Source organism: Neorhizobium vignae, assembly GCF_000732195.1.
GTDB lineage: Bacteria > Pseudomonadota > Alphaproteobacteria > Rhizobiales > Rhizobiaceae > Neorhizobium > Neorhizobium vignae.
On record NZ_JNNU01000007.1, the window covers coordinates 328,764 to 347,726 of the forward strand.

The 18,963-nt window shown below is 63.1% G+C and carries 18 protein-coding genes; 7 read left to right on the forward strand and 11 right to left on the reverse strand.

The features are described from left to right. Window positions 1-14 precede the first annotated feature (14 nt). A complete protein-coding gene (parE, locus tag GQ59_RS14675; RefSeq protein ID WP_037082366.1) occupies window positions 15-2,066 on the reverse strand; it encodes a DNA topoisomerase IV subunit B in 2,052 nt (683 codons plus the stop codon). A gap of 195 nt (window positions 2,067-2,261) precedes the next feature. Between parE and GQ59_RS14680 the strand changes: the two genes are divergently transcribed. From GQ59_RS14680 to GQ59_RS14700, 5 genes are all read left to right on the forward strand, one after another. Beyond that, a complete protein-coding gene (locus GQ59_RS14680) occupies window positions 2,262-3,146 on the forward strand; it encodes an alpha/beta hydrolase (protein ID WP_037082369.1) in 885 nt (294 codons plus the stop codon). 143 nt (window positions 3,147-3,289) lie between these two features. Beyond that, window positions 3,290-4,060 (forward strand): triose-phosphate isomerase, encoded by a 771-nt coding sequence (tpiA, locus tag GQ59_RS14685; RefSeq protein ID WP_037082371.1) that lies wholly within the window; start codon window positions 3,290-3,292, stop codon window positions 4,058-4,060. A 95-nt stretch (window positions 4,061-4,155) separates the two neighbouring features. Beyond that, window positions 4,156-4,623 carry a preprotein translocase subunit SecG gene (secG, locus tag GQ59_RS14690; RefSeq protein ID WP_037082372.1) on the forward strand — a complete coding sequence of 156 codons (468 nt, stop codon included), beginning with the start codon at window positions 4,156-4,158 and terminating at the stop codon, window positions 4,621-4,623. A gap of 136 nt (window positions 4,624-4,759) precedes the next feature. Next, the gene (gene pyrG / locus GQ59_RS14695) at window positions 4,760-6,388 is read left to right on the forward strand and encodes a CTP synthase (RefSeq protein ID WP_037082498.1); all 1,629 of its coding nucleotides are present in this window, start codon (window positions 4,760-4,762) and stop codon (window positions 6,386-6,388) included. Window positions 6,389-6,524: 136 nt separating this feature from the next. Beyond that, entirely contained in the window at window positions 6,525-7,295 is a 771-nt protein-coding gene (locus GQ59_RS14700; protein ID WP_037082374.1) for an SDR family oxidoreductase, read from the forward strand. A 6-nt stretch (window positions 7,296-7,301) separates the two neighbouring features. Here GQ59_RS14700 and GQ59_RS14705 read toward each other — a convergent pair whose 3' ends face one another. Next, window positions 7,302-8,393: a citrate synthase/methylcitrate synthase gene (locus tag GQ59_RS14705; protein ID WP_037082377.1), complete on the reverse strand. Its 1,092-nt coding sequence runs from the start codon at window positions 8,391-8,393 to the stop codon at window positions 7,302-7,304. Window positions 8,394-8,451: 58 nt separating this feature from the next. On the opposite strand from GQ59_RS14705, the gene GQ59_RS14710 reads away from it, so the two are divergent. Together GQ59_RS14710 and GQ59_RS14715 are read left to right on the forward strand one after the other, a co-directional pair. Further along, window positions 8,452-9,615, forward strand: a complete 1,164-nt coding sequence (locus tag GQ59_RS14710; RefSeq protein WP_244447964.1) for a citrate synthase — start codon at window positions 8,452-8,454, stop codon at window positions 9,613-9,615. Window positions 9,616-9,728: 113 nt separating this feature from the next. Continuing rightward, entirely contained in the window at window positions 9,729-10,133 is a 405-nt protein-coding gene (locus GQ59_RS14715; protein WP_244447965.1) for a VOC family protein, read from the forward strand. A 24-nt stretch (window positions 10,134-10,157) separates the two neighbouring features. On the opposite strand, the gene GQ59_RS14720 is transcribed toward GQ59_RS14715, so the two are convergent. The 9 genes from GQ59_RS14720 to GQ59_RS32695 all read right to left on the reverse strand — a co-directional run bounded on the left by GQ59_RS14720 (window position 10,158) and on the right by GQ59_RS32695 (window position 18,790). Continuing rightward, on the reverse strand, window positions 10,158-11,591 hold the full coding sequence (locus tag GQ59_RS14720; RefSeq protein WP_037082381.1) for a cryptochrome/photolyase family protein: 1,434 nt from the start codon (window positions 11,589-11,591) through the stop codon (window positions 10,158-10,160). Between the two features lie 62 nt (window positions 11,592-11,653). Beyond that, entirely contained in the window at window positions 11,654-12,868 is a 1,215-nt protein-coding gene (locus GQ59_RS14725) for a molybdopterin molybdotransferase MoeA (RefSeq protein WP_037082384.1), read from the reverse strand. Window positions 12,869-12,871: 3 nt separating this feature from the next. Beyond that, entirely contained in the window at window positions 12,872-13,351 is a 480-nt protein-coding gene (moaC, locus tag GQ59_RS14730) for a cyclic pyranopterin monophosphate synthase MoaC (protein ID WP_037082386.1), read from the reverse strand. Continuing rightward, window positions 13,351-14,166, reverse strand: a complete 816-nt coding sequence (gene trpC, locus GQ59_RS14735) for an indole-3-glycerol phosphate synthase TrpC (RefSeq protein ID WP_037082388.1) — start codon at window positions 14,164-14,166, stop codon at window positions 13,351-13,353. The genes moaC and trpC overlap by 1 nt, the downstream gene beginning before the upstream one ends. A 4-nt stretch (window positions 14,167-14,170) precedes the next feature. Further along, entirely contained in the window at window positions 14,171-15,187 is a 1,017-nt protein-coding gene (trpD, locus tag GQ59_RS14740) for an anthranilate phosphoribosyltransferase (RefSeq protein ID WP_037082390.1), read from the reverse strand. 19 nt (window positions 15,188-15,206) lie between these two features. Then, a complete protein-coding gene (locus GQ59_RS14745) occupies window positions 15,207-17,090 on the reverse strand; it encodes a peptidylprolyl isomerase (protein WP_037082392.1) in 1,884 nt (627 codons plus the stop codon). A 118-nt stretch (window positions 17,091-17,208) separates the two neighbouring features. Further along, window positions 17,209-18,126 (reverse strand): DUF72 domain-containing protein, encoded by a 918-nt coding sequence (locus tag GQ59_RS14750; protein WP_037082502.1) that lies wholly within the window; start codon window positions 18,124-18,126, stop codon window positions 17,209-17,211. Window positions 18,127-18,189: 63 nt separating this feature from the next. Beyond that, on the reverse strand, window positions 18,190-18,537 hold the full coding sequence (locus tag GQ59_RS14755) for a DMT family protein (protein WP_037082394.1): 348 nt from the start codon (window positions 18,535-18,537) through the stop codon (window positions 18,190-18,192). Window positions 18,538-18,631: 94 nt separating this feature from the next. Further along, entirely contained in the window at window positions 18,632-18,790 is a 159-nt protein-coding gene (locus tag GQ59_RS32695) for a hypothetical protein (protein WP_167336300.1), read from the reverse strand. Window positions 18,791-18,963 lie beyond the last annotated feature (173 nt).

Consider the following 18,963-nt stretch of genomic DNA (forward strand, 5'->3'; position numbering starts at 1 on the left):
GCCGGAAATCCGGCTCAGATATCGAGGTTTTCCGCAAACGCGGCACGCTCCTGGATGAAGCGGAAGCGGGCATCCGCCTTGGTGCCCATCAGGTTGTCGACGGCTTCGCGGGTGCCTTCGAAATCCACGTCGTCGATCGAGATGCGCAGCAGGGTGCGATGGGCGGGATCCATCGTCGTTTCCTTGAGCTGCGCCGCCATCATCTCGCCGAGGCCTTTGAAGCGGCCGATCTCGACCTTCTTGCCCTTGAACACCGTCTCCATCAGCTCGGCCCGATGGGCGTCGTCGCGGGCATAAACGGTCTTGCCGCCCTGGCGCAGCACGTACAGCGGCGGCACCGCCAGATAGAGGTGGTTGCCGCGGATCAGCTCGGGCATTTCCTGGTAGAAGAAGGTGATCAGCAGCGAGGCGATATGGGCGCCGTCGACGTCCGCATCGGTCATGATGATGATGCGCTCGTAGCGCAGGTCTTCCTCGCGGTATTTGGTGCGCGTGCCGCAGCCGAGCGCCTGGATGAGGTCGGCGATCTGCTGGTTGGCGGACAGCTTTTCACGGCTGGCGCTGCCGACGTTGAGGATTTTTCCGCGCAGGGGCAAAATGGCCTGGTTGGCACGATTGCGGCCCTGCTTGGCGGAGCCACCGGCCGAGTCACCTTCGACGATGAAGAGTTCTGCACCCTCGGCGGTGTTCTGCGAGCAGTCGGCAAGCTTGCCGGGCAGGCGCAGCTTGCGCACCGCGGTCTTGCGGTTGACTTCCTTTTCCTTGCGGCGGCGCATGCGCTCTTCGGCGCGTTCGATCACCCATTCGAGGAGTTTCGCGGCCTCGGCCGGGTTGCCGGCAAGATAGTGATCGAAGGGATCGCGCAGGATGTTTTCGACGATGCGCTGGGCTTCGACAGTTGCAAGCTTGTCCTTGGTCTGGCCGACGAATTCCGGCTCGCGGATGAAGACCGAAAGCATGCCTACCGCCGAGATCATCACGTCATCGGTGGTGATGTCCTTCGCACGCTTGTTCTGGGTCAGGTCCGCATAGTTCTTGAGGCCCTTGGTGAGCGCGATGCGCAGACCCGCCTCATGCGTGCCGCCCTCGGGCGTCGGGATGGTGTTGCAATAGGAATGCAGTTCGGGATCGCCGCCATACCAGGTGATCGCCCATTCCATCGCCCCGTGGCCGCCGGTCTTTTCGGTGCGGCCGGCAAAGATTTCGCGGGTGACGGTGAAGTCCTTGCCGAGGGTGGCGGAAAGATAGTCCTTCAGGCCGCCGGGAAAGTGGAAGACCGCCTTTTCCGGGATGTCGCCGCCGGCGGGAACCATGCCCGGATCGCAGCTCCAGCGGATTTCGACGCCGCCGAACAGATAGGCTTTCGAGCGCGCCATGCGGAAGATGCGGCCGGCATCGAATTTCGCGTGGTCGCCGAAAATCTGCGGGTCTGGATGGAAGCGAACCTTGGTGCCGCGGCGGTTATGAACGTCGCCGAGTTCCTCCAGGCCGCCCTGCGGCACGCCGCGCGAAAAACGCTGGCGGTAGAGTTTCCGATTGCGGGCGACTTCCACTTCGAGAAGATCGGAGAGCGCATTGACGACGGAGACGCCGACGCCGTGCAGACCGCCCGATGTCTCGTAGGCCTTGCCGTCGAACTTGCCGCCCGCATGCAGCTTGGTCATGATCACTTCGAGCGTCGATTTGCCGGGCACCTGGGGGTGATTCTCGACCGGGATGCCGCGGCCGTTGTCGGTGACGGTCAGGAAACCCTCGGCGTCGAGATGGACGTCGATGAAGTCCGCATGGCCGGCAACCGCTTCGTCCATCGAATTGTCGATGACTTCGGCGAAGAGGTGGTGCATCGCCTTTTCGTCGGTGCCGCCGATATACATGCCGGGACGCATGCGCACCGGTTCCAGGCCTTCGAGCACGCGGATCGAGGAGGCGCCGTAGTCGTCGCCGGACAATGTCGTCGGAGCGGCGCGCGGTGTCGAAGGCTCCGCCTTTAGGGCGGGCGCGGGTTCGACGGCAACCGGCTTTGCTGTCACAGGCAAATCGGCAAAGAGGTCGTTGTTGTCATCCATTGGCTGCGTCGGTACTACCTGTCGGGGTGCGGAAGAGGAAGCCATACCCATCTCGTGCTGTTTCGAATCACTCGCGATTCTGCCAGAAACCCGGCTTTTTCGCGATGCCGCATGGAAACGGTCGTTTTTCACCAATGCTGCGCCGATCGGGCCATGGCAAGCTTGCGAGGCTGAGGGAACCTGATGAAACCAAGCATGTCCACAGTTCATTTCGTTTTCGGCACGGTTCTTGCCCTTCTCGTCACTCTTGCCGCCCTGCCGGCAGACGCACAGGAAGGGCCGATCAAACCCTTCAGGGACGAGCTTTTCTCCCGGATGACGGTGCTGCAATCCTCGGACGGCGGCGCCTACGAGGTGATCGACTACCAGGAAATGCGCGACATCAACGGCCGCGATCGCGAGCCGGAACGGCGCGTCAAGGACGAGTATGTTTCCCTGGGCGTCAGGCGTTACCAGCAGAACGAGACGCTGGACCTTGCCGGGCGCCGGCTCGATGTCACCAGGGTGGGACAGGCGGCGGGCGCCGCCTTCACGGTGATCTTCATCCACGGCCGCGGCGGCGACCGCCGGCTCGGCGTCAACGACTATACGTTCGGCGGCAATTTCAACCGGCTGAAGAACCTCGCCACCGGCAATGGCGGCACCTATTATTCACCGAGCGTCACCTCGTTCGACGACAAGGGCGTGGCCGATATCGCGGCCCTGATCCGCTACGCGTCCGACCAGTCCTCCGGGCGGCCTGTCATCCTCGCCTGCGCCTCGATGGGCGGGTTCATCTGCCAGGGCATCAGCCGCGACGCACAGGCCGTGCGGTATCTGAAGGGCATGGCACTGCTCGGCGGCCCGCCGGACCCGGATTTGCCGAAATCGGCCCTGGCAAAGCGCAAGCTGCCCATTTATTTCGCGCATGGCGGCAGCGACAGCGTCTACAAGTCCGAGGATCAGGAAGCGGTCTATCGCAAGTTGAAGGCGGCGCGCTACCCGACCCGGTTCACGCTGTTTGCGACGGGCAGCCACGGCACGCCAATCCGGATGGTCGATTGGAAGAAGGTCCTGAATTTCCTGCTGACCGGCCACTGAAAGGCGGCTCGTTAACCAAGGTCCTGAACCAAAACCTGTCTTTTGCATACCAATTCACACAGGATATGTCTAAAACCAGTTTCCGAATAGACGGAGGCCTCGGTTTTGCTGGTCGGAACCGAACGGAGAGGAAATGTTTGCTTATGACGCCTGATGTGCGCCCGCTCGTTGCCGGAAACTGGAAGATGAACGGCACCCGCGAGTTCCTGACCGAAATCAAGACGATTGCCGATGGCGTGATGGGACCGTTGTCGGAAAAGGTCGATACGCTGATCTGCCCGCCGGCGACGCTGCTCTATGTCGCAACCGCCCTGGCGACCGACAGCCCGCTCGAAATCGGCGGCCAGGATTGCCACCAGAACCTCAGCGGCGCCCATACGGGCGATATTTCCGCGGAGATGATCGCCGACTGCTTCGGCACCTATGTGATCGTCGGCCATTCCGAACGCCGAGCCGACCACGCGGAGACCGATCATCTGGTCCGCGCCAAGGCGGAGGCGGCCTATGCCGCCGGCCTCACCGCGATCATCTGCATCGGCGAAACCGGCGACGAACGCGATGCCTATCAGACCCTCGACATCCTGAAGCGCCAGATTTTCGGCTCGCTGCCCCAGTCGGCAAATGCTGACAACACTGTCGTCGCCTATGAACCGATCTGGGCGATCGGTACCGGACTGACGCCGACCGCCAAGGATATCGAGATCGCCCATGCCTTCATGCGGGCAGAACTTATTCAGCGGTTCGGCGACGAAGGCAGACAGATGCGCATTCTCTATGGCGGTTCGGTCAAGCCGGGCAATGCCCGCGAGTTGATGGGCGTCGAGAATGTCGATGGCGCATTGATTGGCGGCGCGAGCTTGAAAGCCGCGGACTTTCTCGCCATCTATCGGGTCTATGAGGAACTGACGGCCTAAAGCTTTTGATAAGGGCTTGGAATGCGCGCGGGCCTCATGTAAAGAGCCGCCAATCTTCTTCTATTGCCTCGTCGAGGGGCAGGGATCTTTAATTCATGCAGACCGTTCTGATTGTCATTCATCTCATGATCGTGCTGGCGCTTGTCGGCGTCGTGCTGATCCAGCGCTCCGAAGGCGGCGGGCTCGGCATCGGCGGCGGCTCCGGCTTCATGTCGGCACGCGGCACCGCCAATGCGCTGACCCGCACGACCGCCATCCTCGCGACGCTGTTCTTCATCACCTCGCTGGCGCTCGGCATCCTGGCCCGGTACGAATCCCGCCCGAGCGACATCCTGAACCGCATCCCGCAGAGCCAGCAGGGCACGGGCGGCGGCATTCTCGACCAGCTCGGCCCGGCACCGGCGCCCGCTCCGGCAGGCAACGGCGTTCCGTCCGGCTCCGGCGCATCCGCTCCGACACCAGCAGCCCCGGCAACCGGTGCTGCGCCCGCACCCGCGGCTCCCGCGACCGGTTCGGCGCCCGCCGCTCCGGCTGCCCCGACGGGTGTTCCGACCGGCCAGTAAGGCGCGGTCGACGTTTCAAGCTCCGGCAGGCCAAAAGCCTGCCGGTTTTATTTTGTGAAGATTCCACAGCCGTTTTTAACAAAGCGGACGATTTAGGCTGGCGGAATCACCAATGAAAAGGTATCCGGTGAATCCCATGGCGCGATATGTATTCATAACTGGCGGCGTGGTTTCTTCCCTCGGAAAAGGAATTGCGGCCGCGGCACTCGGAGCTTTGTTACAAGCACGAGGTTACCGGGTTCGGCTGAGAAAGCTCGATCCTTATCTCAACGTCGATCCGGGCACGATGAGCCCGACGCAGCACGGCGAGGTGTTCGTCACCGACGACGGGGCGGAAACCGACCTCGATCTCGGTCATTACGAGCGCTTCACGGGGCGTTCGGCGACCAAGACCGACAACATCACCACGGGCCGCATCTACAAGAACATCATCGACAAGGAACGCCGCGGCGACTATCTCGGCGCGACCGTTCAGGTGATCCCGCACGTCACCAACGAGATCAAGGATTTCGTTACCGAAGGCAATGATGACTACGATTTCGTCATCTGCGAGATCGGCGGCACGGTGGGCGACATCGAGGCGATGCCGTTCATGGAAGCGATCCGCCAGCTTGGCAACGACCTGCCGCGCGGCACTGCGATCTATGTCCACCTGACGCTGATGCCGTTCATTCCGGCAGCCGGCGAACTCAAGACCAAGCCGACCCAGCATTCCGTCAAGGAACTGCAGGCGATGGGGATCGCACCGGATATCCTTCTGGTGCGCGCCGACCGCGAAATTCCGGAGGCCGAACGCCGCAAGCTTTCGCTGTTCTGCAACGTGCGGGCCTCCGCCGTGATCCAGGCGCTTGACGTCGCCAATATCTACGACGTGCCGATGGCCTATCACAAGGAAGGCCTCGACAACGAGGTTCTGGCCGCCTTCGGCATCGAACCGGCTCCGAAGCCGCGTCTGGAAGCCTGGGAAGAGGTCTGCAACCGCATCCGCACGCCGGAAGGCGAAGTGACGATCGCGATCGTCGGCAAATATACGGGCCTCAAGGACGCCTACAAGTCGCTGATCGAGGCGCTGCATCACGGCGGTATCGCCAATCACGTCAAGGTCAATCTCGAGTGGATCGAATCGGAAATCTTCGAGAAGGAGGACCCGGCCCCGTGGCTTGAGAAGGTTCACGGTATCCTGGTACCCGGCGGGTTCGGCGAGCGCGGTTCGCAGGGCAAGATCAATGCGGCCCGCTTCGCGCGCGAACGCAAGGTGCCGTATTTCGGCATCTGCTTCGGCATGCAGATGGCCGTCATCGAGGCCGCCCGCAATCTCGCCGGCATCGAAAAGGCGTCGTCGACGGAATTCGGCCCCTCCAGGGAACCGGTGGTCGGCCTGATGACCGAATGGGTGAAGGGCAACGAGCTCGAAATCCGCTCGGCGGCCGGCGACCTCGGCGGCACGATGCGCCTCGGCGCCTACAAGGCGGCTCTCAAGAAGGACACCAAGATCGCCGAGATCTACGGCTCGACCGATATTTCGGAGCGGCACCGTCACCGCTACGAGGTGAATATCGACTACAAGGACCGGCTGGAAAATTGCGGCCTGGTCTTCTCGGGCATGTCGCCGGACGGCGTATTGCCGGAGACGATCGAATATCCGGACCACCCGTGGTTCATCGGTGTCCAGTACCATCCGGAACTGAAGAGCCGGCCGCTCGATCCGCATCCGCTATTTGCGAGCTTCGTCGAAGCGGCTCTGGAACAAAGCCGTCTCGTTTGAGGAAATGCAAAAAGGCAGGATCCCGCATCCTGCCTTTTTGCTATCAGGCGGAGACGTTCCGTTTTTCGCACTGGCGGCACCGCTGCGACATCCCCTATGTTTACCGGAATTGTTCTTTTCATTTCAGCGGTGCGATATGGGTATTTTCGACAAATTTTCCCTCATTGGGCGCGTGGCGCTGGTGACCGGCAGCGGCCGAGGGCTCGGCCTGCAGATGGCGAAGGCTCTGGCGGAGGCCGGCGCGCATGTCGTGCTCAGCGGCCGTTCGAGCGACATGCTCGAACGGGGCGTTGCTTCCATCGCCGGTGCGGGCGGAAAGGCAAGCGCTGCCGCCTTCGACGTCGCAGATCTCGATGCCGGACGCGAGGCGATCACAAAGCTCCACGCAGATCACGGCCGGCTGGATATCCTGATCAACAATGTCGGTGCCCGCGACCGGCGCCCGTTTGCAGCGTTCAGCGATGTCGAAATCCTCGACCTGATCCAGACCGACCTGCTCTCGGCAATCGCCCTGTCTCGCAGCGCCGCTGAGATCATGAAGGCGCAAGGCCATGGCCGTCTCATCTCGGTCACGTCGATCATCGGCAGCATGGCCCGTTCGGGCGATGCCATCTATCCCATCGCCAAACAGGGCCTGACCGGTCTGGTGCGAAGCCTTGCGGCCGAATACGGCCCGTTCGGCATCACCAGCAACGCGATTGCGCCTGGCATGTTCGCCACCGAGACCAATGCGGGAATTTCCGCAAATCCCGACATGATCGCATTCATGCGTCAGCGCGTGCCGCTGCAGCGCTGGGGCCAGCCCGAAGAGATCGCCGGCGCCGCCTTGTTCCTGGCAAGCGACGCCGGCTCCTTCGTCAACGGACATGTGCTGACCGTCGACGGCGGCATGTCCATCCAGATGTGATCGCCGTCACGCCGCCTGGGGCAGGGGGCCGACATAGACCGAGCGGGGCCGGATCAGCCGGCCCTCCAGCGCCTGCTCCCGGGCATGGGCGATCCAGCCGACCGTGCGGCCGATGGCAAACACGCCGGTGAAGGCGGCCCGTGGAAATTTCAGCGCATCGAGCAGCAGGGCCGTGTAGAACTCGACATTGACGTCGAGCGGCCGGTCCGGCTTACGTTCCTTGAGAATGGCAAGCGCCGCCTGCTCGACGGCTTCGGCGAGCCGGATGCGGTCCGGGTCCACCTGTCCTGTCACGACCAAGGGACGCAATGCACCTTGCAGCGCATCGGCGCGGGGATCGCGGACGCGGTAGATACGGTGGCCGAACCCCATCAGCCGCTCACCGCGATCGAGCGCCTGGCCGAGCCAGGTCCTGGCACTGTCCTCGCTGCCGATCGCATCCAGCATGTCGAGCACGGGTCCCGGCGCACCGCCATGCAACGGTCCCTTGAGCGCGCTGATGGCAGCCAGTACGGATGACGTGAGACCTGCCCCGGTCGAGGCGACGACGCGCGAGGCGAAGGTCGAGGCATTCAGTCCGTGATCCGCAATCGTCACCAGATAGGCGTCCAGCGCTGCGACCTGCTCACGCGTCGGCAGGCCGGCGTTCAGCATGGCGAGGATATCGGCGGACTGGGAAAGCGACGGGCTGGGCGCCACCGGCCTCTCTCCCTTCTGGAGCCTCAGCACAGCCGGCAGGAAGACGGCGGGAGCAGCCAGCAGTCGAAGCGTCGTTTCGAAATCCTCGCCGTCCGGCAACCGCGCGATCATGGCGCGCATGGCATCGACTGGCGGCAGGTTCAGAAGCGCGGCATCTGCCGCGGACACATGCGCAAAAACTTCGGCGCGGGCCTGACCGAGGCGGGCCTTGAGATCGGCCGCGGTGACGGAACGCTCCAGGAAACCATCGAGAAGCAGCGCCGCAGCGTCTTCATAGGTCGCGCGCTCGACGAGCAGGTCGAGAGATACGCCGCGAATGACAAGGCGTCCCGCTTCTCCGTCCACGTCCGAAAGCCGGGTCTCGGCGGCGATGACATCTTCAAGTCCGTTGTTTTTCATGGGTGTTTCTCCTTTACGAGCTTGATGATCCGACCTAGTCTTATTGACGTCAATCTTGATGCAAACGATCAATATGAACACGCTCTGGATCACAGCCGAAGAGGCGCTTTCTCTCCTCGGCACCAAACCGCAGACGCTTTATGCCAATGTCAGCCGCGGCCGCATTCGGGCGAAGGCGGATCCAGCCGATCCGCGCCGCAGCCTCTATCAGGCCGACGACGTCAAGCGCCTTTCGGAACGGCATGCGGGGCGGCGGCAATCGGCGGCAGTGGCAGCGGACGCGATCCGCTGGGGCGATCCTGTCCTGCCGACGACAATCTCGACGATTTCCAACGAGCGGCTTTTCTATCGCGGCCGCGATGCCGTCGAACTGTGCGAACATGCCACGCTGGAGCAGGTCGCCGCGCTTCTCTGGGATACTGAAAGCGTGCGAGTAACCGCAGGCAGGGAAGGGCATAGCGGCTCCACCCGCATGGCTGTGGCCTTTGCCGGGCTTGCCGCCCGCGTGATGAGCGACCTGCCGGCGCTGCGGCGGAAATCCTTCATCCTGCGCGCCGAAGCAGCCGACGTGTTGTCGACGGTTGCGATGGCGCTTGCGCCGTGGCCGGAACCGCTGCCCCTGCATGAGCGGCTGGCGCTCGGCTGGCAGTGTCCCGACGCGGCCGAACCGATCCGCAGGGCACTGGTGCTGGCGGCCGAACACGAACTCAACGTTTCCGCCTTCGCGGCACGCGTGACGGCGTCGTCGGGTGCCGCACTCTCTGCTGCGACGCTTTCAGGCCTTGCGACGCTGACGGGTCCGCGGCATGGCGGCGCCTGGACCAGCGTACCGGTGCTCGCGGAAAAGGCGGCGTCCGTCGGCGTGCGGGAGGCGATCCGCAGCATGTTATCCTCGGAAGGCGTCGTCAGGCCCTTCGGCCACAGGCTCTATCCGCATGGGGATCCGCGGGCACGGGCCCTGATGGCGAGTTTCGAGCCGCCGCCGCTCTACGTCTCGCTTGCCGAAGCCGGGGAGGAACTGCTCGGCGAGCCGATCAACATCGATTTTGCATTGGCATCGCTTGCCGCGACCTTCAAGCTTCCTGAAGACGCACCGCTCGTGATCTTTGCGCTTTCGCGCACCGCCGGCTGGCTGGCGCATGCCATGGAGCAGGCCGAGAGCGGACACCTGATCCGGCCACGGGCGCGTTATGCCGGCCCCGGCAGCGATTCCGGTGCATAGCGTCCGTTAAAGGCCGGAGGCCTCCACGGCTGACATGACACCACCACAATAACTCCTTTATCCTGACGGGGAATCACGGGTGAACATGGACGATGTTGGGTAGTAATTTCAGCTTGAGTTTGAGCCTGTTCGTGGCACAGGGGCGCGAGCGCGACACGGCCGAGTTCTACAAGAACGTCTTCGGCGCCACGGAAACGAATTCCTATGAAATGCTGCGCCTGACGATGATCGAGCTGCAGCTCGGACCGATCGGCATCGTCGTCTGCGGATCGGATCCGGAAAGGGAGGCCGCGCCTTCCTATCAGGGGCCTTACCATCCGAAAAACGACGGTGCCGTCAGCACGATCTTCCAGCTGACGGTGCCGGATGTCGAAAGCGTCGTCGAGGCGGCGTTCCAATTCGGCGGCATGATGCGCGACAGGATCCAGGCGGACATGAACGGCCGGCAGGTGGCTTCCATCTTCGATCCCGCAGGCCATGTCTGGGTGTTGATCGAGCGCGGGCCGGACGAGGAATAGTCTCGCCTTGGCCGTTCGGCTCGATCAACGGATGTCGCGATAGGCAGCCAGTGCCCGGTCGCGGGCAAAAGCGTGATCGACGATCGGCTTCGGATAGGTCTTGCCGAGTTCGATGCCCGCCTGTTCCAGGACATGCATTGGCGCTTCGAAGGGCTTGTGGACGTATTTGCGATCCAGTCCTGCCAATTCCGGTAGATATTCCCGGACGTATTTGCCATCCGGGTCGAATTTCTCGCCCTGCAGGACCGGGTTGAAGATTCGGAAGAACGGCGAGGCATCGGCGCCGGAGCCCGCCACCCATTGCCAGTTGGCCGAATTGTTCGCCGGGTCGGCATCGACCAACGTTTCGCGAAACCATCGCTCGCCGCGGCGCCAGTCGATCATCAGGTCCTTGATCAGGAAGGACGCGGTAATCATGCGGACGCGATTGTGCATGAAACCGGTGCGCCAGAGCTGGCGCATGCCGGCATCGACGATCGGGTAGCCGGTCAGGCCCATCGTCCAGGCGTGGAATTCCCCTAGGGCGTATCCCCATTTGAAGCGGTCGAACCTGTCGTCCCAGTTCCTTTCATGAAGCTCGGGGAATTCGATGAGCAGATTGTAGCAGAAGTCCCGCCAGGCGAGTTCGCGGCGGAAATGGGCAACATCCTCCGACGCCTTGGACGGCAGGCCACGGACGGCGTGCCAGATGCGAGCTGGCGAGACTTCGCCATGCGCCAGGTGCGGCGAGAGGAGGGACGTGGCATCGATCGCCGGCAGATCGCGGCCGCGCTTGTAGTCGTGCAGCTCGCGATCGACGAAATCGCGCAGCTTCTCCTGCGCGCCTGCTTCACCGGGTGACCACATCTTTCCGAACTCCGCGGCCCAATCGGGTTTCGTCGGCAGCAAGGCCCAGTGATCGAGGTTCTCGGACGGAGGCAGAAGCTCGGGCGAGGGGACTTTCGCTGGCGTCTCGATGGGCTCGTGCGGCTCGCCCGCCTTCTGGAGCGCATTCCAGAATGGCGTGAACACCTTGAAGGCGTTTCCCGCACCGGTGCGGATGGATTTCGGCTCGTGCAGGAGCTGGCCGTGAAAGGCCTTGATAGTGATGTTCCGCTTCTTCAACGCGATGGCAATGTCGCGATCGAACAGCGTCCGTTCATAAGCTCGGTTGACGAAAACGGTTTTCGCGCCGGTCTCGCGGGCGAGATCGGTGAGCACGTCCTCGGCCTTGCCGGAGATGAGGATGAGATCACCGCCCAGAGACCTAAGGGAAACTTTGAGTGCTGCGAGCGAGTGGTGCAGCCACCAGGCCTGCGCGGCACCGAGCGGTCCGATGTTCAGGTGTGCCGGCTCGCGGATATAGACCGAGATGACCGGGCCGCCGGCCTCGATCGCAGCATGCAGCGCCGGATTGTCGTCGAGGCGCAGATCCTTGCGAAACCAGAGGATGGCGGGGGCCGATTTTTCGTGGGACACGGTCTTCTCCGTTCGGGGCATTGCTGCCCAAAGGTACGGATTTCGGAACGGATCGGATCAGTTCAGGGCCGGATCAGCAGGATCGGGCAGGGGGCGCCGGCCGACAGCTCCGGCGCATGCGCCGGGCGGATGATGAGGCCATCGGAATGGGCGAAGATCTTCATCATCGACGAATCCTGCTTCGCGAACGCTTCGGCGACGAGATTGCCGTCGCGGTCGCTCGTCAGCCTGGCGCGCAGATAATCCTGGCGCTGGTCGTTGGCGGGAAGTTTGCTTGCCGCGACGCCTTGAACCTCCCTGCGCCTTTCCGGCAGGCGGGCGAGCTTGCGGATCAGCGGTTCGAGGAAGAGCAGGCTGGTGACCAGGCTCGCGACAGGATTGCCCGGCAGGCCGAGAACCTGCATTTCGCCGAGCGCGCCGACCATCAGCGGCTTGCCCGGCCGCATGGCGATGCGCCAGAAATCCAGTTCCATGCCGGCAGCCTTCAGCGTCGATTGCACCAGATCATGATCGCCCACCGAGGCACCGCCGAGGGTCACCAGCACGTCGGCCTCGGCCGCGCGGGCCTTGTCGATGGCTGCGGCGATATCGTCAGGCCGGTCGCGGACAATGCCGAGATCGAGGACCTCGCCGCCATTGTCGCGCACCAGGGCCGAAACGCCGAAGGTGTTGGAGGCGATGATCTGCGCTTTGTCAGGCGTGGCGCCGGGCGGGACAAGCTCATCGCCGGTGGCGAGGATTGCGACGCGGGGACGGCGATAGACGGAAAGCTCCGGGTGGTTCATGGCGGCAGCAACCGTCAGATGCGAGAAGTCGAGCACCGTGCCGGCCGGCAGGACCGCTTCGCCCTCGGCGAAATCCTGGCCGCGGGGGCGGACATGCCGGCCCTTCACGACTTCGAACTTCGTCCGGATCCGGCCGCCTTCGAGCTTTTCGGCGTCCTCCTGGATGAGAATGGAATCGGCACCTTCCGGCAGCGGGGCGCCGGTAAAGATGCGCACAGTCTCACCCCTGCCAACCGCGCCTTCGAAGGCGTGGCCGGCGGCGGCGGTACCGATCACGGTCAGTTCGGCCCCGATCGCCGGTGCGTCGGAAGCCTTGAGCGCATAGCCGTCCATGGCAGACGCGTCGAAGGGAGGTTGGGTGAGGCGGGCAACGAGGTCCGCCGCAAGGACTCGGCCGGTCGCTTGGCCAAGAGCGACCGTCTCCACCGTGCCGATGGGATTGGCCTTGCCGAGCAAGCGGTTCTTCGCTTCGGAAACGGGCAGCAACGCCATTTCTCAGTCCTCCGCGCGGTACGTTCCGGATTTGCCGCCGGTCTTTTCGAGAAGGCGGATGCCGCCGATCTCCATGGCCCGGTCAACGGCCTTGGCCATGTCGTAGATCGTCAGGCAGGCGACCGAGGCGGCCGTCAGCGCTTCCATCTCGACGCCGGTCTTGCCGGTCAGTTTTGCGGTTGCGGTCACCCGGAGGCCGGGGAGCTGCTCGTCCTCGGTGATGTCCACGACCACCTTGGTCAGCATCAGCGGATGGCAGAGCGGGATGAGATCCGAGGTCTTCTTGGCGGCCATGATGCCGGCCAGCCGCGCGGTGCCGATCACGTCGCCCTTCTTGGCATTGCCCTCGCGGATCAGTGCCAGCGTCTCCGGCAGCATGCGGACGTAACCCTCGGCGGTCGCCGAGCGGCTGGTCTCGGCCTTGTCGCCGACATCGACCATATGCGCCTCGCCGGAAGCGCCGATATGGGTGAGGCCCGCCATTATTCCGCCGCCTGGGCAGCAGTCTCGCCGGTCAGGAGAAGGCGGGTGGCGGCGGCCACGTCGTCCTTGCGCATCAGGCTTTCGCCGACGAGGAAGGTGTTGATGCCGACCTTTTTCAGGCGCTGGCAGTCCTCATGGGTGAAGATGCCGCTTTCACCGACGAGGAGCCGGTCGGCCGGCACAATCGGCGCCAACCGCTCGCTCGTTTCGAGGTTGAGCTCGAAGGTGCGCAGATTGCGGTTGTTGATGCCGATCAGCGGCGAAGGAAGTTTCAGCGCCCGCTCCGTTTCCTCTTCGTCATGCACCTCGATCAGCGCGTCCATGCCGAGTTCAGCCGCAACATCGTAGAGCTCACGCGCTTCGTCATCGGAAAGCGAAGCCATGATCAGCAGGATGCAATCGGCGCCCCAGGCGCGCGCCTCGTGGATCTGATAGGTCTCGAACATGAAATCCTTGCGCAGCGCCGGCAGCGAGCAGGCGTTGCGGGCAGCGGTCAGGAATTCCGGCGCGCCCTGGAAGCTCGGCGCATCGGTGAGGACGGAAAGGCAGGTGGAACCACCGGCTTCGTAGGCTGCGGCAAGCGACGGCGGATCGAAATCCGGGCGGATGAGACCCTTGGACGGACTTGCCTTCTTGATCTCGGCGATCAGGCCGAAGGCCCCGGAATCCTGCCTGGCCTTCAGCGCGCGATGAAAGCCGCGCGGGGAGGGCTGGTCCGCAGCGCGGGCCTTCAGCTCCGCAAGCGGTACGCTCGCCTTGGCAGCGGCGATTTCCTCGCGCTTGTAGGCTTCGATCCTCTTGAGGATATCCGTCATGACCTCAATCCTTTTCGTTCGAGACGGCAACCAGACGGTCGAGCGCGGCAGCGGCCTCGCCGCCATCCAGCGAACGGGTGGCAAGCCTCATGCCGTCGGCGATCGTCTCCGTCTTGCCGGCGACGACCAGCCCGGCAGCCGCATTGCAGAGCGAAATATCGCGATAGGCATTCTTGGCACCGCCGAGCACCGCACGCAATGCGGCTGCGTTGTGCACGCCATCGCCGCCCTTGAGCTCGTCGAGCGTCGCAGGCTGAACGCCGAAATCCGTCGGGGTCAGCTCGAAGGAGCGAATCTTGCCATCCTCCAGCGCGGTCACCTGGGTAACACCCGTGGTGGTGATCTCGTCCATCCCGCCGCCATGGACGACCCAGACCGTCTCCGAACCCAGATCGCGCAGGACCTCGACGATCGGGCCAATCCATTTTGGCGCGAAGACGCCGAGAAGCTGGCGTTTGGCGCCGGCCGGGTTGGAAAGCGGGCCGAGCAGATTGAAGATCGTGCGCGTGCCGAGCTCGACGCGACTCGGGCCAACATGGCGCATGGCCGCATGGTGCATGGAGGCGAACATGAAGCCTATGCCCGCTTGCGCAATGCAGCGGGAGATCTGGTCCGGACCGATCTCCAGGTTGACGCCCAGAACCGACAGCGTATCGGCAGTGCCGGATTTCGAGCTCAGCGCCCGGTTGCCGTGCTTGGCGACAGGGACGCCGCAGCCGGCGACGATTAGGGAGGCGAGGGTGGAGATGTTATAGGTGCCGAGACCATCGCCACCGGTACCGACGATGTCGATGGCGTCGGCCGGGCCGGAGACGGGCAGCATCTTCGATCGCATGGTTTCGACCGCGCCGGTGATCTCGGCAACCGTCTCGCCGCGCACGCGCAGCGCCATCAGGAAGCCGCCAATCTGCGACGGCGTCGCTTCGCCGGACATCAGGATTTCGAAAGCACCTCGCGCCTCTTCGTGACTGAGGCTCTCGCCATTGGCAACCTTGGCAAGCAGGGGTTTCAGCTCAGGCATGGTCGGCCGTCCCTCTGTTTCACTGGAGCATGGCCTGGTCGACCACGGTCTGGTTGACGGACACGCCGTAGCTGGTCTTCAGACTGTTGACCATCTGATCGAGCATGTCGTCACCGGCAGCGTTCGCCATCTGCTGCAGCTGCTGGTCGCCGGAGAGCGCGTCCGTAGTCGCCTGGTCGACGGCGGTCACCTTCATCAGAAGGCGGCTTTCGCCATCCGAACCGAGCGCCGTCGCGGTGGTGTTGACTGGACCGGAAAAGGCCGCCGAAATCGCCTCGTTGCCGAAGATCGCATCCTCGGTGCCACGGCGCAGGCCCTGTTTGTTTTCGACCGCGACGCCAAGTTCGGTGGCGATGGCTGCAAGCGTCTCGCCCTTGTCGAGGCGGCCCTTGAACTCGGTCGCGCGGGCGGTGAGCGCCTGGCGCTGCTGTTCGGCAGTCCAGTCGGCAACGGCCTTTTCACGTACGTCGGCGAGCGGCCGGTCGCGCTCGGGCACGATGTTGCGCACCTCGAACCAGACATAACCGTCATTGCCGAGGTTGACCGGAATGGTGTCGGCGCCGGGCTCCGTACGGAAAACATCGCCGAGCAGCGCGGTGGAAGCCGGCAGGTCGGTGATGCGCTGTTCCTTCTCGTCGCGGCCGGAGGCATCGGACGTCACGGTGACGGCCTTGAGGTTGAGCGCCTTGGCAGTCTCCTCGAGCGAGGTGCCACCGCTGCGCATGTCCTCGAAACGGTCGTGAACGCTCAGGACTTCCTGGGACGCGGACGAGACGGCAAGCCGCTTGCGGATGTCTTCCTTGACCTCGTCGAACGAACGCGTCGTCTCCGGGCGGATATTGGTGACGCGCAGGATGACCGGGCCGAAGGTGCCGTCGATGACCGGCGTCGTTCCGCCGCTGGCAGTGACCTTGAAGGCCGGATCGGCAAAGGCCGGATCGGGCACATTCTCCCGGGTGAAATCGCCGAGCAGAACGTCCGTCGCCGTCTTGCCCTGATCCTTGATGATCTGGTCGAACGTGGCGGTACCGTCCTTCAGCTGCGTCGCGGCGGCCTGCGCCATTTCCTTATTGGGGAAGGGGAGCTGCTCGATCGTGCGCGTTTCGTGCGTCTTGAAGCTGTCCTTGCGCTTGTCATATTCGGCGCGCGCTGCTTCGTCGGTGATCGAAGATGCGTCGGCAATATCGCCCGGCTGCAGCTTCACATAGGCGAAGGTGCGGTATTCCGGTGCCCGGTAACGGGTCTTCACGCCCTCGAACCAGGCGGCGAGCACATCGTTTGCGGGCGCCTTCACCGGATCGATATTGGCGTTGGACAGCAGGACGTAGTCGATCGTGCGGGTCTCGTCGCGATAGCTCTTCAAGGCATCGACCAGCACTTTCGGCGGCTGAAAGCCGTCCGAAACCGCCTCGACGATCTGGCTGCGGACCGCGACCTTGCTGCGCTCCTTGATGTAATCGTCCTCCCGAATGCCGGCATTGCGCAGGCGGGAGGTGAAGAGGTTGCGGTCGAACTGGCCGTTGACGCCCTTGAAGGCGGGGTCCTCGGCGATCAGGTTGGCAAGGCGATCTTCCGACAGGCCGAGATTCATGTCGTCGGAAAGCTGATCGAGCGCGGCGCCGGCTGCGAGCTGTGTGAACACCTCGTTCTGGATGCCAAAGGCGCGGGCCTGCTCGGCCGTCAGCTGCGTCCCGAACTGGCGGCTGAGATTGGCGATCTGCCGCTGGTAGGCGAGGCGGAATTCCTCGCTCGAAATCTGCTGGTCCCCGACGGTCATCACCGTGTTGCCGCCGGTCGTCACCAACGATTGAGAAGCACCCCAGATGGCGAACGAGGCAACCAGAAGCAGGAGAAGCGACTTGGCAACCCAAGAGCGGGCGGCGTTTCTGAGGGAATCAAGCATCGATCAACATACCTTGCGAACAGTCCTACCGCCCGGAAAAGGCGGATTGAAGGACTGTCTCTAAATCAAACCGAGATAGAAATGAAGGCATGCCGACGGAAAAGCGAAAACCTCCCGTTCAGGCGTGTCTGGCGGTCTTTACAATCGACGAAGTCGGCCCCGCATCCAGCCGGTCGGCGAGGGCCAGCGCATCCCGCGGCGCGCGCACTTTCACGTCGTTGTCGAAGTAGACATAGACATCTCGGCCATGCGCACGCGGCAGGGAAGGCGGCCCGACACGTAGCGCATCCTTCGGGTCGCGGCCCCTCGTCCATTGGCGGATGAGCAGCGCCCAGCGGTCGAGCGCCTCGTCATCATAGCCGCTGACATAAAGCTGTTCTGAGCCGTGCAGGCGGCAAAAGACGAAATCGGCGGTGAGATCCATCAGGAGAGGCCATTCGACCGTGTCTGCGACGACCAGGCCGACCTTGTAGTGGCGCAGCAGGTCAATGAAATCTTGCGAACGGAAGCTGTCGTGGCGGATCTCCAACGCATGGCGGATCGGCCGATCCGCATCCGTCTCCACATAGTCGCGCCCGTCGAGGCGCGAGTCGTGCCGCCCTGCGAGCTCGACGGCGTCTCCTGTGGTCTTCGGTAGCAACTTCAAAAACGGCTCGAAACGTTCCGTCGAAAATTTCATCCGCGGGGGAAACTGCCAGAGCACAGGCCCCAGTTTCTTGCCGAGGCGCAAGACGCCGGACGCCAGGAAGTTGGCGAGCGGCGTTTCGATGTCGGTCAGGCGGCGCATATGGGTAATGTAACGCGACCCTTTGATTGCGAAGACGAAGTCGTCGGGTGTCGCGTCATACCAGGCGGCGAAGCTCTCCGGCCGTTGAAGTCCGTAGAAGGTGCCGTTGATCTCGATCGAGCGGAAATGCCCGGCCGCGTAGGTCAGCTCCTGCTTCTGTGGCAGGCCTTCGGGATAAAACACGCCGCGCCAGGGCTTGTAGGTCCAGCCCGAAATGCCGATGCGGATATCGCCCGATTTCTTCTTCATCGCACCACCTGACGTCATGGTGGCCCGAACACATCTGTGGCGCGCCGGTTCCCGGCATCCGCTCTATTTCGTGAAGATGAAGAATGCTCCGAGCGCGATGAAACCGAAGCCGACGATCTGCTTCCAGTGAATTGGCTCGCCGAGATAAAGCACGGAGAAAATGACGAAGACCGAGAGCGTGATGATCTCCTGAATGGTCTTCAGCTGCGCTGCATTGAAGTAACCGTAGCCGATGCGGTTTGCCGGCACCTGGGCGCAATATTCGAAGAAGGCGATGCCCCAGCTTACCATGATGACGAGATAAAGCGGCTTGCTCTCAAATTTCAGATGCCCGTACCAGGCAAAAGTCATGAAGACGTTCGACAGAATCAGAAGGCCGATGGTGAGGAAGGGCGTGGCGCTTGCGAACATGATGGGAGAATCCGTGAGGCTGCTAATGCCGTACGGCAATCATGTTCGCACGCAAAAGACAAGCATGTTCCAGCCCCCAAGCAGCTCGGACGATCTAGTGAAACGTTTCCGGACGGACTTCGTCTTCGAGAATGCGGAAGGCTTCGTAGAGGGCCTCGACCAGAATATCGGTCAGCTTGTCCGCGTCGTTGTCCTGAAGAAACAGCGCGAGCGACTGTTCGGACGGCTGGTGGCCATTGGCTTCGTTCGACATATCATTGTCCTCAATCTGAGCCGGAATCATTCCGGGTGAGGCCGACGTTAGGGACGCTTGCTTGCGCCGAGCTTGACGAAGAGACCAACGGTCGAAAGCCTCAACGAAAGAGGGAACGGACGTTGGTCGGTAACGTTCCCGATGTGATACAATGTCAAAGCTGAATAGGGCTG